Genomic DNA, 25,992 nt, shown 5'->3' on the forward strand with positions numbered 1-25,992 from the left:
TCATATCGGTGTTTTTATTTTTAACATACTCACGACATGACGTAAGAACGACATGCTCTTTTTAAGGAGGATTTTCATGAGTACGAACGCAAAGGCTGGACTGTTTCTCAATCGGCGACGTTTTTTACAGGGGGGCGCAGCTCTCGGTCTTGGAGCAATGAGCCTAGATGTGCTGGCAGCTTGCGGAGGTTCTGCACCAGCAACTCCTGGAGTAGTAACCGCAACGGTCAATACGCTGCCTCCCAATACCAATCCTGGAGCGCAGTATGTCTTTAAGCAAGTCATCAAGCAATTTGAGCAGAGCCATCCAAACGAAAAAATTGTGGGCAAAACCGCTCCCTATGATCCGGCAACCTTTTTCACTAGAGTAGCGGCTGGTCAGGCAGAGGATGCGACCCAGACCTATTTTACTGAACCTCCGTTGATGATCTCCAAACATGTGGTTGCAGATATTACCAGTCTGGCGAAGGGTTGGCAGTATTGGAGCAGCTACAATCCTGGCATTGCCTCGATTGTCAGCGATCCTACAACGGGGAAAATCTATGGCCTCCCTCAGAACGGGTATGCGCTGGGCCTCTTCTACAACCGCAAACTGTTCACGGCAGCTGGACTCAATCCCGATAAGCCCCCTGCTACCTGGGAGGAGTTTCGCAGTGCAGCCAAAGCTTTGACCACATCATCAGTTGCTGGTTATGCTGAGCCGAGTATCAGCAACCAGGGTGGGTGGCGCTTCACCAACTGGATGTACTCGGCTGGTGGTGATATGCAGTCTTCGGATGGCACGAAGGCGACGTTCAATAGCGAGAAGGGCACCTCTGTGCTGCAATTGCTCAAGACGATGCGCTTTACTGACAAGTCCTTGACCAAACAACAGGGCTACGTACAGGACAATATCCTTCAATTGCTGGCTACCGGGAAAGTGGCGATGGCGATCATGGCCCCTGATCAGTTGAATGCTATGAAGACGGTCTACGGGGCGGATCTCACCAGTTTTGGGATCGGAGCCATGCCACAAAATGGCGGTAATGCAGCCCTGACTGGTGGAAATATTTTCGTGTTCAACCCTAAATCGTCTCAGGAAGTGATTAAAGCCGCCTTCGACTATGTTATCTATAGCAACTTCGATCTGAACCTGCTGGAAAGCAGCCTTGCGCAACAGGCGGCGAGTGGGCAGGTCGTGGGCGCTCCGACCAGCGTTCTCTTTACTGGCGATTTCCAGAAGCAGATCCAGGCATTGAATGCTAAATACGCCACCGTGCCGCTGCAAAACTACACCTCGTTTATCAACTCGACTGTTGCGCTTCGTTCTGAGCCGCGCAAGGAGACGCAGAAGATGTATGCTGCGCTTGATCCTGCGGTGCAGGCAGTGCTGAGCGACCAGAATGCTGATCCGCAAAAGCTGCTAAACCAGGCCGCACAGCAATTCCAGCAGGTTCTCGATCAGGCTGCTTCCTGACGAGAAATGGTGAGGGGAAGCTGTATCCTGCTCAGCAGAATGCAGCTTCCTGAGAAGGAGCTTCGTATGCAACGTTCATCGTCCTCGCCATTCCCTTCGTCTCTACGGGAACCGGAATCTCTGGAACGGAGGAGTGAAGCGATGGCTTTTAAAGAGCGGCGCACCACTCAGAGGTGGAAGCAGGGTATTCAGCGCAGTCTCAGCGGCTATCTCTTTTTGCTGCCTGCCCTGCTGATCTTCGCGCTCTTTGTCTGGTATCCCATCATCTATGGCTTTTTGATGAGCTTTCAGAATGTGGATCTCATCAACTCTTCGCACTGGGTCGGCTTTGCCAATTATAAGCGCGTCTTTTCAGATCCGCTTTTTGGGATAGCATGGCGCAATACGTTGGCGTTTACCCTCTATGCGCTGCTCTTCGGCTATTTTATCCCGATCATTCTGGCCTTACTGATCAATGAAATGCGGCATGGCAAGGGCTTTTTTCGCCTGGCGTTCTACGTGCCGGTAATGTTGCCGCCGATTGTGACGGTCTTTCTGTGGCGTTGGATCTACAATCCCGACTCCGGCCTCTTGAATGCATTGTTGAGCCTGGTTCATCTGCCCGGCGGTTTATGGCTGGAGACGCCTGGAAGCGCGCTGCCTTCGTTGATGGTGATCGCTACCTGGAGTGCGGCGGGTTCGACGATGCTGATCTATCTGGCAGCTTTGCAGGGTATCTCGGCCTCGCTCTATGAGGCGGCGGAGATCGATGGCGCTGGTCTCTGGCGGCGTCTCTGGAATATTACGCTGCCAGGCATTCGTCCGATCATGTTGTTGATGCTCATTTTGCAGATTATCGGCACCATGCAGGTCTTTATTGAGCCATTTACGATTACCAGTGGTGGACCACAACACGCGACGATGAGCATCCTCCTCTTGATTTATAACTACGCGTTCCAGTATGCCGATTTTGGAGGGGCGAGCGCAGTTGGTGTGATCCTGTTTCTGGTGCTGGCCGTTTTTGCGCTGATTTATATGCGCATGACCAATCAGTTGATGCAAGGAGATTAATGTATGGCTCTCTCCCTCAAGCCAGGGGCGACACCACAGGACGAGAAGCCGGGGCGTCGCAAGCAAGCGCCTCTTGAGAATGCCGGCGAACGCACGCTCGTCTCGCCTCTATCATTGCGTCGTCCATCCGGGCGTGTTATCTACTGGCTGGTGTTTGCCTTGCTGTTGCTCAGCACGTTAATAACGCTGGGGCCGCTGTACTGGATGTTTAGTGGCGCTTTGAAATCCAGCAGCGAAATCGTGCAGACGCCGCCGACCTTCTGGCCAGTGCATCCCGGTTGGGAAAATTATGTCAATGCCTGGAATGTGCTGAATCTCCCTCTCTATTTTATCAATACGCTGCTGCTGGCAGGAGGGGCCGTACTCTTTCAATTCCTGGTATCAGCTACGGCGGCTTATGCGCTGTCAAAATTGCGCCCGGCAGGAAAAAATATCATTCAATTTGGTTTCTTCTGCACGCTGATGGTGCCGCCAGTCGTCTATCTGATCCCACAATTTGTGAATATCAGCTCTCTGCCCTTCATTCATGTTTCGCTGATCAATAACTGGTCCGGCGTCTGGCTGCCTGAAGCGGCGAATGCTTTTAATATCCTGGTTCTCAAAAGTTTCTTTGATAGTATTCCCAATGAGCTAACTGAGGCGGCACGTCTGGATGGGGCCAATGCCTGGCAGTTGTTCACACGAATCATTCTCCCGCTCTCACGTCCGGCACTGGCTGTGGTGACGATCTTTACCGTGATTGCGACCTGGAAAGACTTTCTCTGGCCGCTACTAGTGTTGACTGAGCCTGATGTGCAGTCATTGCAACTCGCGCTCTATTATGCGCAGGTCTCGAACGCAAATATGCCATTTGCCTATCTGATTGCAGGTCTGGCACTGGCGAGCATCCCTCCAATTGTGGTGTTCCTGCTTTTGCAGCGCCAGATCTTGCGCGGTATTAGCCTGACCGGTTTGAAAGGGTAATGATCCAGTTAGAGGTATATGCAATGATGTGAAGAGATGACGGGCAGGGAAGCACGTCTCTTATCTTTCCCTTCGCTCCCCTCTCTTTTCATGAAAAAAGCTGGTAGGTTGATTCCTGGCTGTTTTGAAAGGAGGAATGCGCTTTCTCTAGTTGTTGTGGCAGAGCTGCATAGCGGCGAGCTATGATACCGAGATTGTAGGCTACATACGCTGACAGGCTGGCGATGTGGCGCGTCATGAAGAGAGCCTGGAAAGGATTGATACAATGCAGGATGCAAAAAGTAAAAGGTGTAGCAGGATAGGAAGGGCATTGATCTTGCTCATCCTGGTGATTGGCACGGTAGGTATGTTTGCGCTGGTTTCTCGTCCAGTCAGCGCCGCGAACGTGAAGAGCGATGCGACGACAAATGCCGCGCTCGGTGGCACGGGAGCCACGCTTCCCTTTACCGAACTCAAAGCGCACGATGCCAGCACCAATGGCACCATTATTGGCCCATCCTATACACTGGGCAGCGTCGCGTTTGATGCTGTAGATCATAAAGCAGTGCAGTTGACCAAAGGGCAGTATGTCCAGTTTACATTGTCAGATCAGGCCAACGCGCTCAATCTGCGCTACAGCATTCCCGACTCGTCCAGTGGTGGTGGCATCAGTGCCTCGCTCAGTATCTATATCAATGGGACAAAGCAGTCGAAGGATCTGCAATTGACCTCGCAATACAGCTGGGTCTACGGACCGCCTGATTTCTCCAATTGTAACGGAACCGTCTGGTCGAACACACCTGGAGGTACAGCGGCTCATCAGTTTGATGAAATGCATGTGTTGCTGCCGCAGATGGCGAAGGGCGCGACGGTGAAGCTGCAAGTCGATTCGGAGAACACGGCTCCCTGGTATGCGATCGATGTTGCCGACTTCGAGCAAGTAGCAAACCCCCTGACACAGCCGTCTGGCTCTCTCTCAGTTACCGCCTCGCCATATAATGCCGATCCGACCGGTGCGACGAATGCGACGCAGGCTATCCAGAACGCTGTCAATGATGGCAAGGCGCAAGGGAAGACCGTCTGGATTCCACAGGGGACGTATTTAGTTACCAGCCATATCCTTGTTGACAATGTGACCGTAACGGGCGCGGGAGTGTGGTACTCGATTCTCACTGGTGCTCCAACTGGCGGCGGAAACGGCAATAACGTAAACAACGGGACCGGTGTTGGAATCTATGGCAACGATGCCTACGATGGCAGCACGAGCTCGAACGTCAATCTGTCGAACTTTGCTATTGAGGGCCAGATTTCCAACCGCGTTGATTGTCTTCAGGACAACGGCATTGGTGGCTCATTGAATAACTCGAAGATCTCCAATGTCTGGATCGAGCATACAAAGGTTGGCATGTGGTTTGATGGACCGTTTAGCGGCCTGACGGTGAGCAATGTGCGTATCGATAGCATGCTTGCCGATGGTCTCAACTTCCATCGCAACATCACCAACTCCAGCGTCTCTCAATCACTTATACGTGGCACCGGCGATGATGGCCTCGCTATGTGGTCGTCCTCCGATAACGTACCTGCAACCGGTGATAGCAACGATACGTTCGATCACAACACGGTGCAGTCGCCCTATGTCGCCAATGGTATTGCTATCTATGGTGGCAATGGCAACACTGTTACCAATAATGTTGTGAGCGGCTCACAGTATCGTGGTGGCGGGATTATGCTGGATTACCAGAATTTCGGCAATACTACAGTGCCTTTTGCTGGCACAACAACGGTCTCCAATAACACCATTCAGTACACCGCAGGCAATGGCGATCAGGGTATTCAGCAATTTGGTGGCCTCATGTTCTGGTCTGCCAGTGGCTCCATCAATGCGCCTTTTACTGTGACGGGCAACGAGATTGATAACAGCCAGTATGTTGCAATCTCCTTTGATGGCGGCAATCCAATCAGCACCATTGCCATGAATAATATCAACATCAGTGCCTCAGAGTTTGCCTTTTCCAATAAGGTCAGTACTATCACCGGATCGGCCTCCAACGTCACAGCGAGCGGGCTGTCGGTTGGTGGCATGCAGAGTTGTGAGGGATCGGGGTCGTGGAATGTGACGATGGGATCTGGCAATACCGGTTGGAGTCCCACTCCGCAAACCTGTGGTTTCCCGACGACTCCTCCGCCCTCGCCGACGCCAACAACTCCACTGCCGACGCCAACCCCCATCACACCAACGCCAACTCCGACGCCAACGCCCCCTCCCAGCGGCACCTTGATTACCGCGATTAATGCAGGTGGATCGGCGACAGGGAACTATGTGGCCGATGTGGACTTTAATCAGGGGAACAGCTTCTCGGATACATCAACCACGATCAATACCAGTGGCACCAGCAGCCCGGCACCGCAAGCGGTGTGGCAGACGTGTCGCTGGAATGCCTCTTTTACCTACACCATCCCCAACCTGACTGCTGGAACCACCTACACCGTTGCGCTGGATTGGGCCGAGTTGACCTGGCAGGCAGCGGGACAGCGCAAGTTTAACGTGGCAATCAACGGCTCAACGGTCTTGAGTAGCTTCGATGTCTACGCGACAGTGGGGTATAAGACAGCCTTGCGCAAGCAGTTCTCGACCACCGCCAATAGCAGTGGGCAGATCGTGATCGCTTTCACGCAAGGAGGAGCGGACAATCCCTTTATCAGCGGCATTGAAATCTATCAACCATCGGGAAGCGGGACGCCAACCCCGACGCCGACCTCGACTCCGACGCCAACATTAGTGAAAGCAATTAACTCTGGCGGTTCAGCGACGGGGAGTTTTGTGGCAGATACAGGCTTTGATCAGGGAAATAGCTATTTGGATACATCAACCGCGATCAATACTAGTAGCGTGAGCAATGCCGCGCCGCAAGCGGTGTGGCAGACGTGCCGCTGGAACGCTTCGTTCACCTATACCCTGACCGGTTTAACTGCCGGGAATACCTATACGGTGAAACTGGATTGGGCTGAGCTGACCTGGCAGGCGGCGGGACAGCGCAAGTTCAATGTGGCAATCAACGGCTCGACCGTTTTAAGTAGCTTTGATGTGTATGCCACCGGTGGCTATAAAACAGCTGTCCAGAAGAGTTTCACTGCAACAGCGAACAGTAGTGGGCAGATCGTGGTCGCTTTCACGCAAGGGGGAGCGGACAACCCCTTTATCAGCGGTATAGAGCTGTATAAGTAAGACAGGGAAGTCATCATTGAGGAGAGTATGCAAAGCGGAGAAAGGAGCGAGAGCTTTGCATACTCTCTACTTACATGGCACGCTCATCAATGCCGACTGCAACGGGTCGAGTAACATCATACGAAAAGTAGCCCCTCATGCTTTCCAACAAGTGGAGGGGGTAGAGGATGGGAAAGGCCACAAGCCAGTAGTCCATCCAGTGAGGTTGTCATTCCCCTCACGAAGCCAGAAGACTAGCAATGGTGGAAACAGCAAGCGATCAATAGAACGCTAGAAAACGCTATGAAACGCTATGTTTTTTGGAACTATTTTGACGCTCTTCTTTTCTTGAAAGGACTGTACACGTATGGAGATGGCACTGCCAGCAAGCGCAACCAACTGTAGATTTTCGTCTCTCTTCACTGGATATCAAGCTTTTGACGATGCGAGGATCATAGCAAAGAGCGACTCGCACGTGTGCTTGCGTGCTGGCTCAGCCACGATTGAGGTGACTGTGCTGGCTCCAGATCTATTTCGGGTTGGGATCTTCCCTGATGGGCGCACCGTCAATTATTATTCGGAAGCTGTTGTGGAGCGGAATTGGGATACAGGAGTTGTGAGGATAGAGGAAGGGGATGAGCAACTGACCATTATCACAGCGGAGGCCAGCGCGCATATCGCGCTCAACACTTTGCGTCTCAGTTTTAGCGATAAACATGGGCGCATCTTTGCCGCCGACGATCCTGAACTGGGGATGGGCTGGTTTCCCGAGTCTCCGACAGAGAAAAATGTTGATATGGTCAATCCTGGGGCGATCCTGGGAACGCCGGTACGTGTGTATAAGCAGCATCTTCCGGGCGAGCATTATTTTGGTTGTGGTGAACGCACCGGCGATCTGGATAAGACTGGATCTCATCAACTCTTCTGGAATATTGATCCCCCACGTGGACATACAGCGCTTCAGAACAACCTGTATGTTTCCATTCCGTTCACCCTGGTTCTGGATGATGGACGGGCCTGGGGATTGTTTCTCGATAGTACAGGTCAGGTTGAATTTGATCTGGCACGTGAAGATCACGAGCGTTCCTGGTTTGAGGTTGCTCATGGCGATCTGGTGTACTATGTGTTTTGTGGACCGACGCCGCGCGAGGTTGTGGCACGATATACCGATCTCACGGGCCATACGCCACTCCCGCCGTTCTGGTCGCTGGGCAATGGGCAGAGCCGTTTTAGCTATGAAACCGCTGAAGAGGTGCGCAGTCTGGCCCGGACGTTTCGCGAGCGTGATATTCCCTGCGATACCATCTATTTAGATATCGACACCCTTGATGGATACCGCGTGTTCACCTGGGATCAGACGCGCTTCCCTGATCCAGCGGGCCTCTTTGCGGAACTACGTGATCTGGGATTTCATATAGTAAGCATTGTCGATGCGGGGGTCAAGGTTGACGAGCAGTTCTCGATTTATACGGAGGGACGCGAGCGCGACCTTTATTGTAAGACCGTGCAGGGCACGGATTATGAAAATGCCGTCTGGCCCGGCGTCTGTGTATTTCCAGATTTTACCAACCCAGAGGCGCGCAGGTGGTGGGGCGAAAAGCATCAAGCCTTGCTCGGCGTGGGCGTTGCTGGTATCTGGTCCGATATGAACGAGCCGGCGCTCTTTATCCCTTTAAACTCGACCATGCCAGCCGAAGTAGTGCATCCGGGCGGCGGTCGCACCAGGCTCCATCTTCAGGTTCATAATGCCTATGGATCGTTAATGGTGCAGAGCGCACGCGAGGGACTCTTGCAATTGCGACCGGAACAGCGCCCGTTCATTATCACGCGCGCTGGATATGCAGGAGTACAGCGTCATGCCCTGGTCTGGACAGGCGATAACTCTTCAACCTGGGAGCATCTGGCTTTGAGCCTGCCGCAGTTGCAAAATCTGGGCTTGTCCGGTGTCAGCTGGTGTGGTGTTGATATAGGTGGCTTTTATGGAGATGCGACCGGCGAACTGATGGCGCGCTGGACCGAACTGGGCATCTTCCAGGCCTTTTGTCGCAATCACTCGGAGAAGCAGACGTTGCGCCAGGAACCCTGGGTCTTTGGCGAGCCATATGAATCCGTGTGCCGGGAGATGCTGAAGCTGCGTCAACGCTTGCTGCCCTATCTCTACAGCCTGTTTGACGAAGCTCATCGCACGGGCGCGCCTGTGCTGCGTCCGCTCTTCTGGGCGTACCCGGCAGATACGACGACCTATGCACTAGATGATCAGGTGTTATATGGCGATACGCTCTTGATTGCTCCCATTTTGCGTCCTGGTCACGAATACCGCTCCGTCTATATCCCAGCTGGCACTTGGTTTCACTACTGGAGCGGCGAGCGCATTGATGGTCCCGCGCATATCCTGGCGCATGCACCTCTAGGCCAACCAGCTCTCTATGTGCGAGCGAATACTGCATTACCTCTCTGGCCTGCCACCAGTTACGTTGATCCGGCGGCCTCCGACCTGTTGACGCTGCTGCTCTTTCCTGCTGAGGGGAGCGGTCAGGCGATGCTGTATGAAGATGCAGGGGATGGGTATGAGTATCAGCAGGGGGTCTATGCACGTCGCACGATTACCTGTGCGGTTGAAGCAAACGAGATCCGTGTGAGCATCAGTGCGCAGGAGGGGAGTTTCGTTTCGCCTCGCCAGCGTGCGCGGGTGGAACTGCACGCTATGTCCACCTCTCCGCAGAGTGTGCGCATCGATGAGCAGGAAGTTGCCTGGCAATATCACCCGGATCAGCGTTGTGTTGTGCTTGATCTACCTGCAATAGCAGACGAGCAAGAATTGGTTCTTTGCCTGGAAAAAGAAGCGTAGAGAGAAGCTGTTAGGCGGTTTCATAACCGCCTGCCTGTCTAATGAGATCCCTCTCTGATGTCTCGATATCAAAGAGAGAGTTCTACGTGACTTGCTGAGGCTGTCGCTTCAATGGATGTTTGTTTCGCGGCCCGTTGCTGTTTGTAGACCATCGCTACATAGATCATGTCGTAAACAAGAATGGATACATAAAGAAATGGCAGCAGGACCGAGTTATGAGAAATGGTTGTGTAGAGGAAAAAAGCGAGCGATGCCAGCGCTGTGCCGAGCAACTTGGTTACGGCTATGGCTATCGATTGACCGCGTAGCGAGCCTCGACGATAGAGCATCAAAATAAACAGTGCTGACATCATGAGATTTTGACCAAAGGCCGAATATGCTCCGCTGTCGTGGAATTCAAGTGTTACAAGCAGAACCGCGCCAAAGCTTGTTGCCAGCGTTAGACCAAAAGTGGTAAAAAATATCCATTTTGACAGATTTGCAAATTCGTTTCGCCCATATCGCAAAAAACATACCAAAATACCAGCATCCAGCACAAACCAGATAATATTAACGATCCGCTGGATGCTAGAAGAGGGTAAAATGAACGAGAAAATGAATTCCCATGAAATATTGGCACATAAGGCCGCCAACGGCATCCCATATGTGCGATCAAGAATGCTTCGGCGGATAATAAGGATATAGGTTATTGTCCAAAACAACCCGGAACCAAGCATAAGGAGTACAAACATACATCTGCCTTTCAAGATACATTATCTGTGAGCTTCTATTTATTACGACTTAAACTATGAAAAATCGTAACATCGATTGAAGCCAGTGCTGTTTGGGTATCATCACTGAACGGGCCTAGCCGTTCTGGATGGTTCTTCCTCATCATTAGTTCACAGGTGAAGTCTCTCTTTGAAAATTTGGGACTCGTCGAGGCTGATCGAAGAGATCAGCTCCAACAGCGCGCCCTGAGCGATATGCTGCGAGAAGACTTTGCTGCTGTAGGGCAGATGATGGATGCGAGTGATTGATATGTCCTAACTGGTTACACGGAACTTGTAGATGGCTTCGGGAATGGTAAACCAGACCTCGTTGGTCCATCCCGCGTAAATCATGTCATTGACAATAGAGCTTTCGGGCATCTTGAACAACTGCACATCGCCCTTCTGTGTCAGGATGCCTATTTGTGCTGTCGGGTTTATACTGGAGAAAGCGATGGCTCCGTTGCTCAGGCGCGCAAGTTGGTTGGGAACTACATGATTTGGCAGGTAGTAACGGGTGAGTTGACCGGATGTGGTAATACGACCAATACTATTGTTGCTTGATGCTCCGAGAGAGAACCAGACATCGTTTTCTGTTCCTGCGATGACATCGCTATTCAAGATCTCGGGTACAGCGTAGAAGGTGTAGTCGCCGGAGGTGGTGAAGCGCCCGATCCCATTCTGGTTTCCATTCGCGCCGACGACATCAAACCAGAGCGCCTCATCTGGCCCAAGTGCAAGGCTGTATGGTCCCCCATAGACGCTGCCGAGCGTGTACATGGTGAGATGCCCATCGGGAGTCATTCGGCCCAACGTTCCACCCGTCGTTGTCCCATTGCCAAACCAGAGGGTATCGTCCGAGCCTCGTACGAGCGGGCCGATTGCGATAAAGACGACCAGGTTATTGGGCAACTCATAAAGCGTCACCTTCCCACTTCCTCCAACAATGTATCCGATATAAAAGGGCGCGAAGAATGGAGTTTGATCAGTGAGCGGGTCATACCCGAACCATATTGCGTCGCCGGGACCATTGGCAATCCCGCGATTGGGCGAATAGCCTTCCAGAGGGAGGAGGTATTCAGTAATGGTCCCTTGCGTCGTAATTTTGCCGATGCGATTTGCGCTGGACTCCGTGAACCAGAAATCGGAACCGGTGTCCCCTTTGGCAAGACCGAACAGCCCGGGATTAGAGGTAGTTTTGACTGGATAGCGCGAGAACGCTGCTTGGGCATTGGCGCTCATAGGTGCGGCCTGTGTGTTCATTTTGAGTGGATAGGATTTGAGCGCAGCTTTGCCTTTCTTGCTTGTGAGCCATTGCTTCTTGATGGCGACCTGCGAAGTCTTGATTGTTGCCTTCAAATTTTGGGGTGGGACCGTCTGGGCGAAGGTTGAGAGGGCAGTGGCAAAATCGATAGATAGCCCCGCACCTGTCGCCAGAAGGCCCGAAAGTATTTTGCGCCTGCTGATATACATGTTATTTAGATCATTTTGCATATAGTAGTCACAGCCCTTTCCTTAAGATCAGCAAAATCCTTTTTCTTTCCCAATAAGTATACGACACTAATGTTGAAAATAGAGCGTTTTCTTGATTTTATAGCGTTTTATGACAGGGTTCCACCCCTAAAACTACCACCTGAGAAGTGAAGCTTTAGGGGTGAAGGGAAGGTTACTAGGATGAGCGTTTTGCTTTTGATTTCTGACGTTGCTGAATTGGCTCCGTTATCTCTCCTTCACTCCTTCCTGTAGCAAGAGATTTGGATGCATCAGTATCATGTAGAGAGACTTATTGAGAAGAGAAAGAGAGTAGTGGTATGCAGTTAACAGAGAGACACGTCATTAACCGAGATGATCCACGCTATCAGGTCATTGACGACGCAGCCTTTGCGTCGAAAAATCTGTATAATGCTGCTCTGTACCTCATTCGCCAAGCCTATATTTTCGAGGGCAGGTATCTTTCCTACACCACGACATACAAGCTCATGAAGTCGCATGAGGCCTATAAAGCACTCCCAGCAAAGGTCAGTCAACAGGTGCTCATGCAACTGGATCACGATTGGGACAGTTTCTTCAAAGCCTGTGATGCTTACCGTGAAGATCCCTCCAAGTTCACCGGGCGTCCCAAACTCCCGAAGTATAAGCACAAGACAGAAGGCCGGAACCTGCTGGTCTATACTCTTCAGGCGCTCAAGGGAGGACAGAGCAAGAAAGGGATACGAGGACGTATTCAGCCATCTGGTTTACCCATCATGGTGGAGACGAAACAAAAGCATATCGATCAGGTTCGTATTGTCCCTCGCAAGGGCTTTTACGTCGTGGAGGTCGGTGCGCCGCGTCACGCGGATAAAGATCGCCCTCGCAGAGGGCAACAACTAGGGAAACGTTGTTGGCTTCCGCATCTAACGTCAGAGGGAAACCAATGGCGGAAAGCAGCATGATGTGAAAGCGGATAAGATACAAAGGCATTGCGTATCGAAGGGCCGCAAAAGCCGTTGTCTAAGGTTAAAGCTAAACTGCTTAAAGTCTAGTCCTGTCCATACGCAGAACGACGTTGCTGGAAAAATGCCTGAAACCAGTTTCACCGTTTACCATCGGGTTGACGACTTGCCGGGGTAATCCCTAACGGTGATGGAGCTACCAACGGGGTACTTGAAGGACAAACGGACGACCTACGGACGACTCGAAACGTCTTTATCCAACGGAACGCGGGATGGCCTAAAGGGGGCGACCCCCAAGGTCACGGAAACCCCATAGTAATCGCGGAAGTCACGCTCCGCCACGGACATCGGGAAAACCGATGACAGGGTGAAGGGGGTTAGGTAGTTCAGATTGAAAGGAAAGAGGAAACGCGAGATGCGTACTGCCGAAACGATCCTAACAATCATCCAAGAACGCGGAAAACAAGGGTTGCCACTGGAACGAGTATATAGACTCTTGTACAACAAGGATCTCTACCTGCGTGCCTATGCACGCCTTTACGCCAATAATGGCGCAATGACCAAAGGAAGCACCGATGAAACTGTGGATGAGATGTCACAGAAGAAAATCGAACAACTCATCGTCTCACTCCAGGCGAAAACCTTTCGATGGACTCCTGTACGCCGGGTACAAATACCCAAAAAGAATGGGAAAATGCGCCCGCTCGGCATTCCATCCTGGTCGGATAAACTCTTACAGGAGGTCATACGCAGCATTCTCGAAGCGTATTACGATGTACAGTTTTCCGACTGTTCCCACGGCTTTCGGCCCGAACGAGGATGTCATAGCGCACTCCAAACGATACAACATCAATGGACGGGAACACGGTGGTTCATCGAAGGGGATATCGCACAGTATTTCGACACCATAGATCATGGTATTCTAATCGACATACTAGGCAAAACCATCAAAGATGAGCGGTTCTTGTGGCTGATCCAGGGGCTTCTACAGGCAGGATATTTAGAAGAATGGACGTACCATCCTACATTGAGCGGTTCACCACAAGGAGGGGTGGTCAGCCCGCTCTTATCGAATATCTACCTGAACGAACTGGACCAATATATTGTCCAAACACTCATTCCGGCATGCACACGGGGGAAAACCCGCAAGGAACACCTCCAATGGAAAAAGCTGACCAAGCAAATCGGGCGTATGAAAAAGGAAGAGAACCGAGAGGAAGTGAAGCGGCTCAAGCAGCAACGAAACCAAATCCCGGCGAAAGATCCGAATGATCCAAATTACAGACGACTCCGATATGTGAGGTACGCAGATGACTTCTTACTAGGATTTGCAGGTACAAAAGCCGAAGCAGAACAAATCAAGCAAGCCATCGGAGCATGGTTACATGAACACCTCAAACTAACCCTCTCCGAAGAAAAGACGCTCATCACGCATGCGGTAAGCGGGACTGCGCGATTTCTCGGCTACGACATCGTAAACCAACAAGAAAACAACCAGCATACCGCTGGACGCCGCCGAATTAACGGACGCATTGGTTTACGAGTACCAACAGACGTTCTCAAGAAGAAGATCGCCCGATACATGCGCAAAGGAAAAATCGTAGACCGCCGAGAACATCTCGTTCAAAGTGATTACACGATTGTAGCCCTTTACCAAGCGGAATATCGGGGCATCGTGCAATATTATCAACTGGCATACAATGTCTCGACCTTGTATCGGCTCCAGTGGGTGATGTGGGGATCGTTGCTGAGAACGCTTGCGAACAAGCACAAAATCAGCAGCAAGAAAATCCACCAGCGATATGTTACCAAAACAACCACACCAGAGGGGAAAACTCTCAGATGTTTGGAAGTCAAGGTCGCCCGCAATGGAAAACCTCCACTTATTGCGCGCTTTGGGGGTCTGTCACTGATACGAAAACCCCTGGCAATTCTTAATGACCAGCCGCCTAAAACCTGGAACCAGAGGACCGAACTACTCGAACGGCTACTAGCAGACACCTGTGAACTTTGCGGGAGCCGGGAGAAGGTTGAAGTCCACCATGTCCACAAACTAGCAGATCTGAACCAGAGAGGGCGAAAAACAATGGAGAACTGGAAACGCTACATGATAGCACGCCGGAGAAAAACCATTGTGGCCTGCCGGACCTGTCATCTCGCGATCCATCAGGGAACAATCGATCAACGACTGACGGAACGAGGCACATCTTGGAAAGAACTACTGGAGAGCCGTGTACAGTGAAAATTGTCAGCACGGTTCGGAGGGGGGCACACGGAAAAGGGCTGATACAGTACCTCGCCGGGGTGCCTACCCTACTCTACACAGAAGAAGAGAAGCAAGCGGAAGTGAACCTTGCCTCCTACGCTGGCATTGACATTGGTATGAACAATCTGGTAGCGCTAACCTCAAACAAACCCGGCTTTCAGTCGGTACTAGTTAACGGGCGTCCAGTGAAGTCTATCAACCAATTCTACAACAAGCGGAAGGCAGAACTCCAGAACCAGCTTCGACGCAAAGGGACAACGAAGCGGCTAGAGCGCATGACGAACAAGCGCAACAGACGTATTGACCAGTATATGCATACGACTAGTAAGCGGATTATTGACCTGTTGCTCAAAGAGGGAATTGGGATGTTGTGCATCGGGAAAAATGACGGGTGGAAGCAAAAGGTGAACATGGGCAAGCGCACCAATCAAAACTTTTGCCAGATCCCTCATGCACGTTTCATCGCCATGTTAACCTACAAGGCAGAATTAGTAGGCATCACCGTCAAGATCACGGAAGAGTCCTATACGAGTAAAGCGAGCCTGCTCGACCTGGACCCATTGCCAGTACGTGACCCAAACAAGAGCAATGAGAAGTACCGCTTTTCCGGGAAGCGTGTCAAGCGTGGACTGTATCGTGCATCTGATGGACGCGTGATCAATGCTGATATTAACGGTGCTGGAAATACAATCAGAAAAGTAGCCCCTGATGCCTTCAGGCTAAAGGCGGTAGAGGGTGGTAAGGCGGTGCTAGCATCGCTGGTAGTCCACCCAGTGAGGTTAGTCGTTACCCCCTCACGAACCCAAAAAGGGAAATCCTAGCTCGTGCTCTAAAACGCTAGAGATCACTATACTTTTTGGAACTATAAAAGCAATTACAGAGAAATACTATGATTTGAGCCTGTTGTATCGCAAATTGGATACTAAAGAGATATTGTAAATTTTACAGTTTCTAAGCAGGTGATCTTTCAGAGTCCACTTCACACGTATACCTTCATCCCCCAACTCGAGTTGCCTGCTGCTTGACAGGTGGGGAAATTACTGTATAGTGCGAGCTATGGAAACAAGCCAGTTTATGGTGCAAGCAGACCAGTGAAAGCGGGAGAAAGTATTTGATGGACGAAAAAAAAGAGACGACACGCGTTGAAGCCTTCAGCGATGGGGTTTTTGCTATTGCTATTACGTTGTTGGTGCTGGAGCTTAAACCTGCTATCGATCACGTGCTTGAAAGTCATCCCGAAATAGGGCTGTTTGGTGCAATGTGGGAGCAATGGCCGATCTTTTTAGCTTTTGTTATCAGCTTTGCCACTCTGGGTATTATGTGGCTGAATCATCATCGCCTCTTCAATCTTATTATCCGTATTGATCATACATTGCTTGTACTGAACCTCTTTGTGTTGTTTGCGGCGACGGTGGTTCCCTTTCCCACAGCTCTGCTTGGAGAGTACAGTAAAGACCCGATAAGTTTTCGCGATGCAACCTTGCTTTATGGTGGCGCCTTTGTACTGGTCGCTATTGCTTATAACGCACTCTGGCGTTACGCGACCTATCGCCATCGCTTATTGGAACAACATGTCGATGTGCAAATGGTTAAACGCATCAATCGACAGTATCTGCTCGGTCCCCTCTTGTATGTGATCGCCTTTGCTTTCGCCTGGTTGAGTCCAGCGCTAAGCCTGGGTATAGAGGCGCTGCTTGCCGCCTTTTACCTGCTGCCCGGTATTGAGTTGAAGAGACCAGGTGCAAAACAGAAGAGCGCGCAAGAAGTAGCATAAACTTGGCGGCAAGATTGCACACTTCTGGTCTGCAAGCGGTGACGTTTCTGATCGCTTCATTATGATCAGAAACGTCACCGCTTGCACTGGTTTTCCTGCATGGGAGAGGACGAACCCGGCTTCTTTTTCAAGAAGAAGAGCGTTTAGAAGGTGACTGGCAGGCTTCTGAGACCACGCAACATAGGATTGCGGGTCCACATAAGATCTTCGGCCTCGCTTGCTAGACGCAAATTGGGCAGACGTTGGATTAGAGTGGAGAAAGCGATCTGCCCTTCCAGACGCGCCAGTGGCGCTCCCAGGCAAAAATGAATGCCTTTCCCAAATGCCAGATGCTGGTTTTCACGGCGAGTAATATCGAGTGCGTCCCCGTTGTGAAACTGGTGGGAATCGGCATTTGCAGAGATGAGAGACGCTACCACTATCTGGCCTTTGCGAATGAGCTTCCCATGTAACTCTAGGTCCTCGTTGGCCCAGCGCTCATCGGAGAGGCTGACTGGAGCTGTGTAGCGCAGAAGTTCTTCGACCGCTGTAGGAATGAGCGAAGGATCATCCCTGAGCAACTGCAACTGATCGGGATGTTGCAAAAGTGCCAGTGTCCCGTTGCCCAGGAGATTGACCGTCGTTTCGTGACCGGCAACAATCAATATGAAGATCATTGAGACCAGCTCGATCTCATTCAGTTGATCCCCATTCTCTTCTACCTGTACCAGACGGCTGGTCAGGTCGTCGCCAGGATGGACCCGCTTCTCTTCCAGCAGCGCTCTGATGTAGCTGAAAAATGCTTCGAGAGAAGTCTCCTCCTCTTGCTGATTGACGATTGCCTGCGTCCAGGCGCGAAACTTCAGGCGATCTGTAGCGGGGATACCGAGCATTTCTGAAATCACCGTGATGGGCAGAAGGTAGGCAAAATCGGTGATCAGATCCATTGATCCCCGCTCTTCTACAGCGTCCAGAAGCTCTGAAGTTATCTGCTGGATGCGTGGGCGCAACTGCTCGATCATGCGCGGAGTAAATGCCTTTGAGACGAGCGAGCGCAGGCGGGTATGATCGGGCGGATCAACTTGCAGCAGCGTACGCATGCCCCCGTCCCCCCCTTGAGCAACCTTGCGATTATCTTTGGTGAAGCGTGGATCTTTCAAAAGCAAGAGCGCATCTTCATAGGTAGTCAAAACCCAGCTATTCATCTCTTCAACATAAAAGATCGGCTCTGTAGAGCGCAGGTGCGCGAAGAATGTATGGGGATCTCTTTTGTTTTCTTGTGAGAGCAGGTCATTCATAGTAATTTCAGTCATGGAAAAACTCCTTCAGCGAATAGGTCTTAGATCGGTTCTTCTTTGTGGATAGAATACAGCTATTAGAGGCTGTTGCCATGCTCATTTAGGGGCATTGGAGGGAGTATTTTGGCAGCAGTTAGAGCAGGTGAAGTTCGCGGGCGCGGATCACGGCCCCCAGGCGGTTAGGAACGGCAAGTTTGGCGAGAATATGTTTCACATGTCGTTTTGCCGTGTTGAGGCTGATCACTAACTGGTCCGCAATCTGCTGGTTAGAAGCGCCGGTAGCCAGCAGTCCCAGTACTTCTCGTTCGCGTCCACTCAGGGGATCAGGAAGTTTCTGAGACACTTGTGGAGGATTGAGCAGTGCTTGATAGCCAGATGGCAGCGCGCTCTGAATACGCTGAATATAGGCTGGTGAGGCGGTAGTATATGGAGAAATGTGGGCCAGCAAGTGCATCATGGGTTGACCTTCATCTGCAAAGAGGCGTATATAGCCCTCCGGTTCAGCCAGGGTAAGAGCGGCCCCAAGCGTGTTCAGCGCTTGTCTGGTATGGCCCTGTGCTTGCAATGTGAGTGCGGTAAGCATCTCGATTTCAATCAGCCAGCTCTGGAAATCGAGGCGTTGGGCAAGCTGACGCCAGTGTTCTAACAGGGTCAAGGCTTGAGAGAGCGTCTTATCTGTGGGATTCCTGCGTCCTTGTGCGATCAGGATGCGGGCCAGCGTTAGATAGGAGAAGATGCGTTCTCCTTGCTGAAGCGTCTCAGGAACATCATCGAAGTGGAGTCCGCAGGTTCTTTGCCAGCGAATAGCTTCATCAGTCTGTCCGTAGAGCAACTGGAGGCGAGCGATCAGCGCTGTCAGGTTGATCGGAGTTTGCTCTTTCTCATCTGGCTCTTGCAAGATCTCTGGCTGACTTTGTACCATCTCAAAAAAGGCTCTTGCTGCTTCAGAGCTGCCTTGCGCCCATTCGATACGTGCCTGTGCCCAGAGTCCGAAGATCAGCAGTTTTGGCCTGCTGGAGGATGGAATGATTTCCAGGGTGGCCGAGGGAAGAGCTTTTTGCACCTGCTGCATTATGCTAGTGGCAGCATCCAGGCGGTTCCATTCGTATAGTAGTGCTGCTTTGCGCATGAGTGAGTAACTGATCACAAGCAGCGGCATCTGTGGAATCTCTGCGTGCGACTCAAGTATCTTGTCTGGATAGTCATAGAGCGCTTCCGCCCTGTGTAGTTGCCCTTGCGCTTTGTAGAGTTCACCTAACAGAAACAAGGCTGCCAGATGGACGACAGAAAAAGGTGTCGTTGGGAGCAGCGTGCTGAGATCGAGCAAGGTCTGTTCCGCACTTGCCAGATCGCCGCTCACGCCATACATAATGCTCAAGGAGATTTGAAGGAAGCGCGAGATAAGCTGGCTCAGTGCGGTTTCGCGCTGCGTCAATGCGCGCAATGCTTTGCCAATCAGTGAGAAAGCATGTGAGAAATTATTGTGTGATATTGCTGTTATCGCATGAAGCAACGTCAGCACGCTCTGCGGCTCGACCCAGGAAGCAGCGTCGCTCTGCTGATGCTTCTGCATATGTCGCTCCATGTGTTTGAATGCCTGTTCCATGTGGTCTGATGATCCCTGGTGAAAGGGATACATCCAGGGCATGGCAATGGAGAGTTGAGGAGAATTGGCAATCAAGGCGGGTGGCAGTTGATCCAGCCAGTGGCCCAATTGTCCAAAGTACCCCTGCTCTATTAACTGAGGGAAAAGTTCTGTGAGCAGGGTAGCCGCACGTGGAAAATCGCCTGCAAGCAAGGAGTAATCGCAAGCCTCTTCCATATGCCCCTGTCGCTCATACCAACGACTGGCTCGCAGATAGAGTTCTGGTATCACGTCAGGTTCCAGTTTTTGCAGGCGCGTTCGCAACGTTTCGGCAAAGAGGGCATGATAGCGATACCAGATTTCAGCGTCATCGAGTACACTGACAAAAAGATTGGCTCGGAGCAATTGTGCGAGGCGGGTCTGGCCATTTGATAGCCCTGTGACGGCATCGCACAGCGGCCCGGTCATCTGCGCCAGAATAGAGGTATACAGGAGAAAGCGTTGTGTCTCAGGCGTTTGTTGTGCCAGCACCTCTTCACTGAGATAGTCCAGAAAAAAGCGGTGCGTGCCGCGAAATGTGTGCAAGAATGCTGAAGCATCCGTCTGTCCGTGCAGGGCCAGCGTCAAGAGCTGGATACCAGCGATCCACCCTTCTGTATGCAGTTCTAGCAAGTCTATTGCATCGTGTGAGAGCGCAAGGCCCATCGTGGTTGTTAGCGCTTCCACCTCATTTGAGGCAAAGCGCAGGTCTTCCGTGCGTATTTCGCTTAATTGACGTTGCATCCGCAGGCGTGCCAGAGGGAGAGGGGGATCAACACGCGTTCCAATCATCAGATACAGATATGCTGGAAGATGATCGAGCAGGAAGCGTAGCAGCTGGTGGACGGCATCGCTGGTCAGGAGATGATAGTCGTCCAGGATCACAACTGCCTCGCGCTCAAGAAGACGGCTGAGATCATTGAGAACGCCAGCGAGCGCCTGTTCAGGATGGTGTGCATTTGTTGGTTGATATACTGCGTCGATACGCTGGTCGAGGCTCACCAGGGCTGCCAGGAGATATGCGAGAAAACGTGCTGGATCGTTATCTGCTGTATCGAGCGAGAGCCAGGCCACCGGGAAATGAGCCGTGGCAGCCCATTCTGCTAAGAGCATCGTCTTGCCAGAGCCTGCTGGAGCCGACACCAGTGTTAAATGCCCTTGCATGCCTTGCTGTAAAAGTGCAAGTAGACGGGGGCGCGAAACATATTGCATGGGCAAGCGTGGAAGATGCAGCCTCGTTAGCAGGAGTGGTTGAGAGTGAGCACCCTCATTGATTTGTTGGGTATGAGATACTGTATGCTTCCTGGTAGCGAAGGGAAGATCTGACCCGGAGAGTGCTTGTTTCTCGTTGAGGATGAGCGCAACTTCTTCCAGGCGAGCAGGGGTCAGTTCGGTAGTGCGGGTGAGATAGCGCTTGAGCATTCGTCCATTGCTGCGCCGATAGGCATACCAGTAGGTGCCTCCTCGCTGGACAGCCTCTTTGCGAACTGTGCAGTTTGCCCCAGATCGGCTCTGAAACGAGAAAGAGGAGACCGTTTCTAGCCAGGCTAACCAGCGCTCGCCAAAGGGTTCGAGGTCCATCTGTTTTCCATCAAGAAAGACAGTATACATTTGTATTGAATCGGACCATTGCAACTGGTAGGGTATGCGTCTGGGCATGTTTCCCCCCTCATAAAGAAGTCGTTTGTTCTCCATGCTGCTACCTAACACCACACCGCTGTTGAATATTACGCTTGTTTTGACGCAAAGTTGTATCTCAGGAGGGATGTTAGGTAGCAAAATTCCCGAACGCAATAGAGAACAGGTTGCGACTGATTGGTATGCGCGTTCTGTTCACCGGGTTGGTACTATTCTCCCCATCACAAACAAGCAAGCTGGGAAATGACTACGCACAGGCTGATCTTCCGTCATAGAGAATAGAGAGATTTTTGCCCTCTTTCATCCGAGCGCCTGCACAGATTATATGAATCCGTTGATTGAGAGGGAACCCTGATGAAGCGTACAATTATTATAGGTAGCGTCTCCGTGGTTATTTTGCTGGGAATCGTCGCTGGTATTTTCATATTGCGTTCCGTGCCAACATCTACTGGCTACAAAGGGTTGCCAGCTACAAAGTCCACAACGCCAGTCAGTTCTCCCACTACCGATTGGTCTTTTGCGCCCCATCCAACGGGAACAACTCCTGCGGGTGCTACTGCAACGCCTATTCCCACCCCCAGAACCACAACCATTGCAACACCTCCCGCTGCCTTTCCCAGTCCGACCAAAGCTCCAACTCCACCCACTTCAGTTCCAGCCACACCTACTTCCAGTGGGGCCAGCAGCGGCACGTCGCAACTGGTACAAAAGCTCTTTCAACAGATCAATAGTGATCGCGCGGCTCAGGGGTTGCCGCCCTATACATGGGATGACAAAATAGCAGCTGTCTCTACAACCCATAGCAAGACAATGGGGCAAGGATGTGGACTCTCTCATCAATGTTCTGGCGAGCCTGCTCCTTGTGACCGTCTGACAAATGCAGGAGTGAGCTGGATGGCTTGCGGAGAAAATGCAGGGTTTACGTCACCAACGCCGGATCAGTGGGGTGCTGTCAAAGCCAATATCGAACAAGGAATGCTTGGTGAGCAGCCTCCCGATGATGGCCATCGTCGCAACCTGCTTAGTACAAGTTATCATCGCATTGGTATAGGTGTATATATTGATGTAAAAGGCCTGATCTGGGTGACTGAAGATTTCACCAACTGACGAATGTCATTAGAGCTGTGAAATCTGACATTCTAATAATCTCTATCCTCTTTTCCGAAGCGGTTGTCGGGCAGTTTGTGTATCATGTGGCTTCTTTTGATGATGGTGGTTTGCTGTAGATAGCGGAGAGCCAGACATTAGTGAGGACACGAATGACCTCTTGTTCGTCGCGAAAGTCCGGGTGTCCAATGGCGGCAAGATAGTAAATGCGTTCGCTCATCCAGGTCAGTGTGCTTGCGAGGGTGGAGGCATCCACTGATGTTTGAGGGGCGCGCCCATTCGCCCGATCGCGTTCGATACGCCGCGTAGCAGCTGCGGTAAAGCCATCCATCATTTCCATCCAGAGCGCCGAGAGCTGTTCGTTAGAGCGCCAATGCTCGACAATGGCCCGCAAGACTGGAGCATGGCTAAGCCAGAGGTGTAATCCCTGGCTCGTGCCTTCTTGTAGCGTCTGTTCTGGAGAGACATTCTCCTGCTCGACCCAGGGTTGGGCAGCACTTTGGGCCTCATTGACTGCGCGCCGAACCAGCTCTGCAAGAACCGCATATTTGCTCTCAAAATAGAAATAGAAGCTGGCGCGAGAAATCCGGGCAGCGCTCAAGATATCGGCGACACTCAGCTCGTCAAAACGCTGTTGGGCGAGTAACTGTTCGGTTGCGTCCAGGATAGCTTCCCGGATGTCGCGTTGCTCTTGCCCTTCTCGCCCCTGATGATCATCCCTTCTGCCAAAACGTCGTGACATAAAAGCCATCCTTCAAGATATTTCATGTACTGTACAACAGCTCTATGCCTTGTGGCAAGAAGCTGGACGAAGGAAACAGAAATTGCCTCTGCCTTGACATCTCTTTTAGAGATAGTATACACTGTGTCTGAACATTATGTATGGATTGAATGTATGCTTTAGTTGCGCTATGCGGAAAAGAGAGGAACACAATTAATGACTCAGTCTGAGATACAAGCGATTCCAGAGGGGATGCATACCATCACTCCGCATCTGGTTGTGCGAGATGCAGGGCGAGCTGCTGAGTGGTACAAAGAAGCATTGGGGGCGCAAGAGCGAGGGCGCGTACCCCTGCCTGGTGGAAAATATATGCAGATAGCCTTGTGGTTCGGCGACTCAGCGGTGATGCTAGCGGACGAGTTCTCTGAAGCTGGCATTCTTTCACCATTGGCAATAGGTGGCACTCCGGTTGTGCTGCATTTGTCTACTGAAAACGTCGATGCTCTCTGGCAACGTGCTGTTGATGCTGGCGCAACCGTGTTGCAACCCTTGCAGGAGCAGTTCTGGGGCGACCGGTATGGTCAACTTGTTGATCCGTTTGGATATCGTTGGGGGCTTGCCCAGCATGTTCGCGATGTTGACCCGGACGAAATTGCTCGTCAGGCCGCAGCTATGTTTGGCAGCGAGGCGTAAATGTCAGGTGAGCCGCGTAGTTACCATTAAGTAACCCTATCACTTTTTAGTGCCTTCTTATAAGATTGAGCTTCTTCGGATATAGTAGTGACAAGCTATATGTTTTCTGTTCCTTTCGGAGAACATCTATGAAGAGCAGCAATATATTATGAAAGAAGAATAAAAAGGAGAGCGTTACTATGAATGGACATGTAGAAGATCAGTCTTTTGATTCTACCTTCAGACCGGATTGGGTGGGGGCGTGGTATGCTGCCCCTATGGGAATGCAGCCAGCGCATTTCACAGGTCGCACGCTATACCAGATAGTGCAGTTGCATGCTGGTGGACGACAGATACGGCTCCGCCTGTCGAACCGCTACGGAGATCGTCCACTTGTTCTCGCTGATGTCTCTGTTGGACGCCCCCTCTTTGGCCTCATACAAGAGGGGGCCGCTTATCCCGTCCTCTTTGGTGGGCAGGAACGCGTCTCGATTGAGGCTGGCGCCGATGTGGTGAGCGATCCTATAGATGTGCGGGTTGAGGCATTTAGCAACCTTGCGATCAGTTTTGCGGTTGTGGAGGGAGATATCTACACTGGACATTTCATTGCTTCACAGACCTCATACGTGTCAACGCCAGGAGCCAGTAGTGCAAGTCGTATTGTGGCAATTGAGGAGCTACTCCCAGCCTATCCGCTTATGACGACCTCCTGGTGGGCGCTCACAGCTGTTGAGGTTTTGCCGGAACAGCCGATCAATGTAGTCGTGGCTCTGGGTGATTCGACGACGGACGGTGCTTTTTCCAGTACCGACGCAAATAGACGTTATCCAGACGTATTGGCTCGTCGTCTTGCTGCTTCTGACAAGGCTCCATTAACGTCTGTCCTGAACATGGGCATCAGTTGGAACGAATTGCTTGCGGCACGGTTTCCCCAAGCTGGAGAAAGCACGCTGCACCGTTTTGCCTGGGACGTATTGGGGCAGGCCGCAGTGACGGACCTGATCGTGCAGATTGGCATCAATGATCTACGCAATGATACTCAAGCCCCGGCAATTATTGCTGGTCTGCAACAGCTTGCCACCTTAGCGCGAGAAAATCATCTGCGCGTCTTCGGCTCAACGATTTTGCCCGGTTCGTATACGCCTGAGCAGGTAGTCCAATGGCGTATCGTCAATGCCTGGATTCGCGAGCAGGGAGCGCAATGGTTTGACGGCATCTTTGATTTTGCAGCCGCGTTGCGCCATCCAGAGGACGAGACCAAACTCAATTCTGCATTCAATTCTGGCGATGATATCCACCCGAACGATGCCGGATATCAGCGCATGGCTGAGACGGTGGATCTCACCCGACTGGCTGGCAACTCTGTTCTCTAATCAGGCTGAAAGGGAGAAGCTGTACAATGCAGCCTCTCCCTTAACTTTCCTGCTATAGCATCACGCAACGGTTGATCTGCAACTATGAAGCGTACAATGACGGTTTTTTGATGCCTTCTGTCAGTTCCTTAACTGGTCAAAGAGTTCCGTTCATGCCAAAATGGGCGTACATACATTGTTTCCATTCAGATGGACGGACAATGGAGCAAACAGGCCAGTAAACAACAGGAGGTTTTTCTTGAATACCTTGTTAGAACGTGTGCAAGCTGTCCTCTCTACCACCCCTGAGCGCTGGCAACGATTAGTCAGTACACTGCCCGATGATTTGTTAACCCGTGTGCCGATGACAGGGGAGTGGTCGGCGCTCAATTGTCTACAGCATTTGTTGGACGCGGAACGTTCGCTCTTCCCGGTCCGCTTCCGGGCGTTTTTAGCTGGACAGGATTTCGAGGCATATGATCCTCGGAAGCCTCACCCGGACCTTGATGCACAGCATCCTGAGCAACTGGCGGTAGCCTTTGCACAACAGCGTCGAGAAAGCCTTGTGCTGCTAGGTCAAGTGAGGGATGACGATCTGGAACGGACCGTCCAACATCCACAGTTCGGCACCGTCACCCTGGCGCAGTTGCTTCATACGTGGGCGGCACACGACTTGATGCACACCGTCCAGGCGGAACGGGCGCTGATGCAGCCATTTATGCTGAACTGCGGTCCCTGGCGCTCGTTCTTTCGCGATCACGAGATTGCGATTCAGAAACAAGAATCCTGATGCGCAAACAGAGATGGCCTGATAGGTTTTGAGCGTTCCTGCTAAAAACGCTCCTCCATAACAATTGCCATTGCTTTTTTTCTACT

At 51.6% G+C, this 25,992-nt stretch carries 18 protein-coding genes; 13 read left to right on the forward strand and 5 right to left on the reverse strand.

Going from position 1 to position 25,992, the window contains the following annotated elements; translation table 11 throughout:
• Positions 1-76 precede the first annotated feature (76 nt).
• From K3T83_RS31910 to K3T83_RS31930, 5 genes are all read left to right on the forward strand, one after another.
• Complete coding sequence (locus tag K3T83_RS31910; protein ID WP_220206964.1) at positions 77-1,456, forward strand: extracellular solute-binding protein; 1,380 nt, start codon at positions 77-79, stop codon at positions 1,454-1,456.
• Between the two features lie 66 nt (positions 1,457-1,522).
• Positions 1,523-2,506: a carbohydrate ABC transporter permease gene (locus K3T83_RS31915; RefSeq protein ID WP_220206965.1), complete on the forward strand. Its 984-nt coding sequence runs from the start codon at positions 1,523-1,525 to the stop codon at positions 2,504-2,506.
• Between the two features lie 3 nt (positions 2,507-2,509).
• Entirely contained in the window at positions 2,510-3,469 is a 960-nt protein-coding gene (locus tag K3T83_RS31920) for a carbohydrate ABC transporter permease (protein WP_220206966.1), read from the forward strand.
• Positions 3,470-3,734: 265 nt separating this feature from the next.
• Positions 3,735-6,674, forward strand: coding sequence for a malectin domain-containing carbohydrate-binding protein (locus tag K3T83_RS31925; protein WP_220206967.1), 2,940 nt, complete (start codon positions 3,735-3,737; stop codon positions 6,672-6,674).
• Between the two features lie 346 nt (positions 6,675-7,020).
• Positions 7,021-9,501, forward strand: a complete 2,481-nt coding sequence (locus K3T83_RS31930; RefSeq protein WP_220206968.1) for a glycoside hydrolase family 31 protein — start codon at positions 7,021-7,023, stop codon at positions 9,499-9,501.
• 68 nt (positions 9,502-9,569) lie between these two features.
• Here the strand turns inward: K3T83_RS31930 and K3T83_RS31935 are convergent, their stop codons facing one another.
• The gene (locus K3T83_RS31935; protein WP_220206969.1) at positions 9,570-10,232 is read right to left on the reverse strand and encodes a transmembrane-type terpene cyclase; all 663 of its coding nucleotides are present in this window, start codon (positions 10,230-10,232) and stop codon (positions 9,570-9,572) included.
• A 294-nt stretch (positions 10,233-10,526) separates the two neighbouring features.
• Positions 10,527-11,744, reverse strand: coding sequence for a Vgb family protein (locus tag K3T83_RS31940; protein WP_220206970.1), 1,218 nt, complete (start codon positions 11,742-11,744; stop codon positions 10,527-10,529).
• A gap of 317 nt (positions 11,745-12,061) precedes the next feature.
• On the opposite strand from K3T83_RS31940, the gene K3T83_RS31945 reads away from it, so the two are divergent.
• The 4 genes from K3T83_RS31945 (at position 12,062) to K3T83_RS31960 (ending at position 16,725) form a co-directional block, all read left to right on the forward strand.
• Positions 12,062-12,685 (forward strand): hypothetical protein, encoded by a 624-nt coding sequence (locus K3T83_RS31945; protein ID WP_220206971.1) that lies wholly within the window; start codon positions 12,062-12,064, stop codon positions 12,683-12,685.
• Positions 12,686-13,100: 415 nt separating this feature from the next.
• Positions 13,101-14,927, forward strand: coding sequence for a reverse transcriptase domain-containing protein (locus K3T83_RS31950; RefSeq protein WP_220203951.1), 1,827 nt, complete (start codon positions 13,101-13,103; stop codon positions 14,925-14,927).
• The gene (locus K3T83_RS31955; protein ID WP_220206972.1) at positions 14,924-15,772 is read left to right on the forward strand and encodes an RNA-guided endonuclease InsQ/TnpB family protein; all 849 of its coding nucleotides are present in this window, start codon (positions 14,924-14,926) and stop codon (positions 15,770-15,772) included. The genes K3T83_RS31950 and K3T83_RS31955 overlap by 4 nt, the downstream gene beginning before the upstream one ends.
• Before the next feature lie 293 nt (positions 15,773-16,065).
• Positions 16,066-16,725: a TMEM175 family protein gene (locus tag K3T83_RS31960; RefSeq protein ID WP_220206973.1), complete on the forward strand. Its 660-nt coding sequence runs from the start codon at positions 16,066-16,068 to the stop codon at positions 16,723-16,725.
• Positions 16,726-16,868: 143 nt separating this feature from the next.
• On the opposite strand, the gene K3T83_RS31965 is transcribed toward K3T83_RS31960, so the two are convergent.
• Entirely contained in the window at positions 16,869-18,017 is a 1,149-nt protein-coding gene (locus K3T83_RS31965) for a cytochrome P450 family protein (protein WP_220206974.1), read from the reverse strand.
• Positions 18,018-18,135: 118 nt separating this feature from the next.
• Positions 18,136-21,285 carry a winged helix-turn-helix domain-containing protein gene (locus K3T83_RS31970; protein ID WP_220206975.1) on the reverse strand — a complete coding sequence of 1,050 codons (3,150 nt, stop codon included), beginning with the start codon at positions 21,283-21,285 and terminating at the stop codon, positions 18,136-18,138.
• A gap of 333 nt (positions 21,286-21,618) precedes the next feature.
• Here K3T83_RS31970 and K3T83_RS31975 point away from each other — a divergent pair, with 333 nt between their 5' ends.
• A complete protein-coding gene (locus K3T83_RS31975) occupies positions 21,619-22,371 on the forward strand; it encodes a CAP domain-containing protein (protein WP_220206976.1) in 753 nt (250 codons plus the stop codon).
• A gap of 82 nt (positions 22,372-22,453) precedes the next feature.
• On the opposite strand, the gene K3T83_RS31980 is transcribed toward K3T83_RS31975, so the two are convergent.
• Positions 22,454-23,113: a TetR/AcrR family transcriptional regulator gene (locus K3T83_RS31980; protein WP_220206977.1), complete on the reverse strand. Its 660-nt coding sequence runs from the start codon at positions 23,111-23,113 to the stop codon at positions 22,454-22,456.
• A 195-nt stretch (positions 23,114-23,308) separates the two neighbouring features.
• Here K3T83_RS31980 and K3T83_RS31985 point away from each other — a divergent pair, with 195 nt between their 5' ends.
• From K3T83_RS31985 to K3T83_RS31995, 3 genes are all read left to right on the forward strand, one after another.
• The gene (locus K3T83_RS31985; protein WP_220206978.1) at positions 23,309-23,785 is read left to right on the forward strand and encodes a VOC family protein; all 477 of its coding nucleotides are present in this window, start codon (positions 23,309-23,311) and stop codon (positions 23,783-23,785) included.
• 179 nt (positions 23,786-23,964) lie between these two features.
• A complete protein-coding gene (locus K3T83_RS31990; RefSeq protein ID WP_220206979.1) occupies positions 23,965-25,137 on the forward strand; it encodes a GDSL-type esterase/lipase family protein in 1,173 nt (390 codons plus the stop codon).
• 238 nt (positions 25,138-25,375) lie between these two features.
• Positions 25,376-25,906, forward strand: a complete 531-nt coding sequence (locus K3T83_RS31995; RefSeq protein ID WP_220206980.1) for a DinB family protein — start codon at positions 25,376-25,378, stop codon at positions 25,904-25,906.
• The last annotated feature ends 86 nt before the right edge of the window (positions 25,907-25,992 follow it).

The sequence above is a fragment of the Reticulibacter mediterranei genome, assembly GCF_016587455.1.

What these genes read in the sequence shown, in the direction of transcription:
- K3T83_RS31910 (WP_220206964.1), top strand. Translation starts at nt 77, where the DNA reads ATGAGTACGAACGCAAAGGCTGGACTGTTTCTCAATCGGCGACGTTTT.
- K3T83_RS31915 (WP_220206965.1), top strand. Translation starts at nt 1,523, where the DNA reads ATGCAACGTTCATCGTCCTCGCCATTCCCTTCGTCTCTACGGGAACCG.
- K3T83_RS31920 (WP_220206966.1), top strand. Translation starts at nt 2,510, where the DNA reads ATGGCTCTCTCCCTCAAGCCAGGGGCGACACCACAGGACGAGAAGCCG.
- K3T83_RS31925 (WP_220206967.1), top strand. Translation starts at nt 3,735, where the DNA reads ATGCAGGATGCAAAAAGTAAAAGGTGTAGCAGGATAGGAAGGGCATTG.
- K3T83_RS31930 (WP_220206968.1), top strand. Translation starts at nt 7,021, where the DNA reads ATGGAGATGGCACTGCCAGCAAGCGCAACCAACTGTAGATTTTCGTCT.
- K3T83_RS31935 (WP_220206969.1), bottom strand. Translation starts at nt 10,232, where the DNA reads ATGTTTGTACTCCTTATGCTTGGTTCCGGGTTGTTTTGGACAATAACC.
- K3T83_RS31940 (WP_220206970.1), bottom strand. Translation starts at nt 11,744, where the DNA reads ATGCAAAATGATCTAAATAACATGTATATCAGCAGGCGCAAAATACTT.
- K3T83_RS31945 (WP_220206971.1), top strand. Translation starts at nt 12,062, where the DNA reads ATGCAGTTAACAGAGAGACACGTCATTAACCGAGATGATCCACGCTAT.
- K3T83_RS31950 (WP_220203951.1), top strand. Translation starts at nt 13,101, where the DNA reads ATGCGTACTGCCGAAACGATCCTAACAATCATCCAAGAACGCGGAAAA.
- K3T83_RS31960 (WP_220206973.1), top strand. Translation starts at nt 16,066, where the DNA reads ATGGACGAAAAAAAAGAGACGACACGCGTTGAAGCCTTCAGCGATGGG.
- K3T83_RS31965 (WP_220206974.1), bottom strand. Translation starts at nt 18,017, where the DNA reads ATGACTGAAATTACTATGAATGACCTGCTCTCACAAGAAAACAAAAGA.
- K3T83_RS31970 (WP_220206975.1), bottom strand. Translation starts at nt 21,285, where the DNA reads ATGCCCAGACGCATACCCTACCAGTTGCAATGGTCCGATTCAATACAA.
- K3T83_RS31975 (WP_220206976.1), top strand. Translation starts at nt 21,619, where the DNA reads ATGAAGCGTACAATTATTATAGGTAGCGTCTCCGTGGTTATTTTGCTG.
- K3T83_RS31980 (WP_220206977.1), bottom strand. Translation starts at nt 23,113, where the DNA reads ATGTCACGACGTTTTGGCAGAAGGGATGATCATCAGGGGCGAGAAGGG.
- K3T83_RS31985 (WP_220206978.1), top strand. Translation starts at nt 23,309, where the DNA reads ATGACTCAGTCTGAGATACAAGCGATTCCAGAGGGGATGCATACCATC.
- K3T83_RS31990 (WP_220206979.1), top strand. Translation starts at nt 23,965, where the DNA reads ATGAATGGACATGTAGAAGATCAGTCTTTTGATTCTACCTTCAGACCG.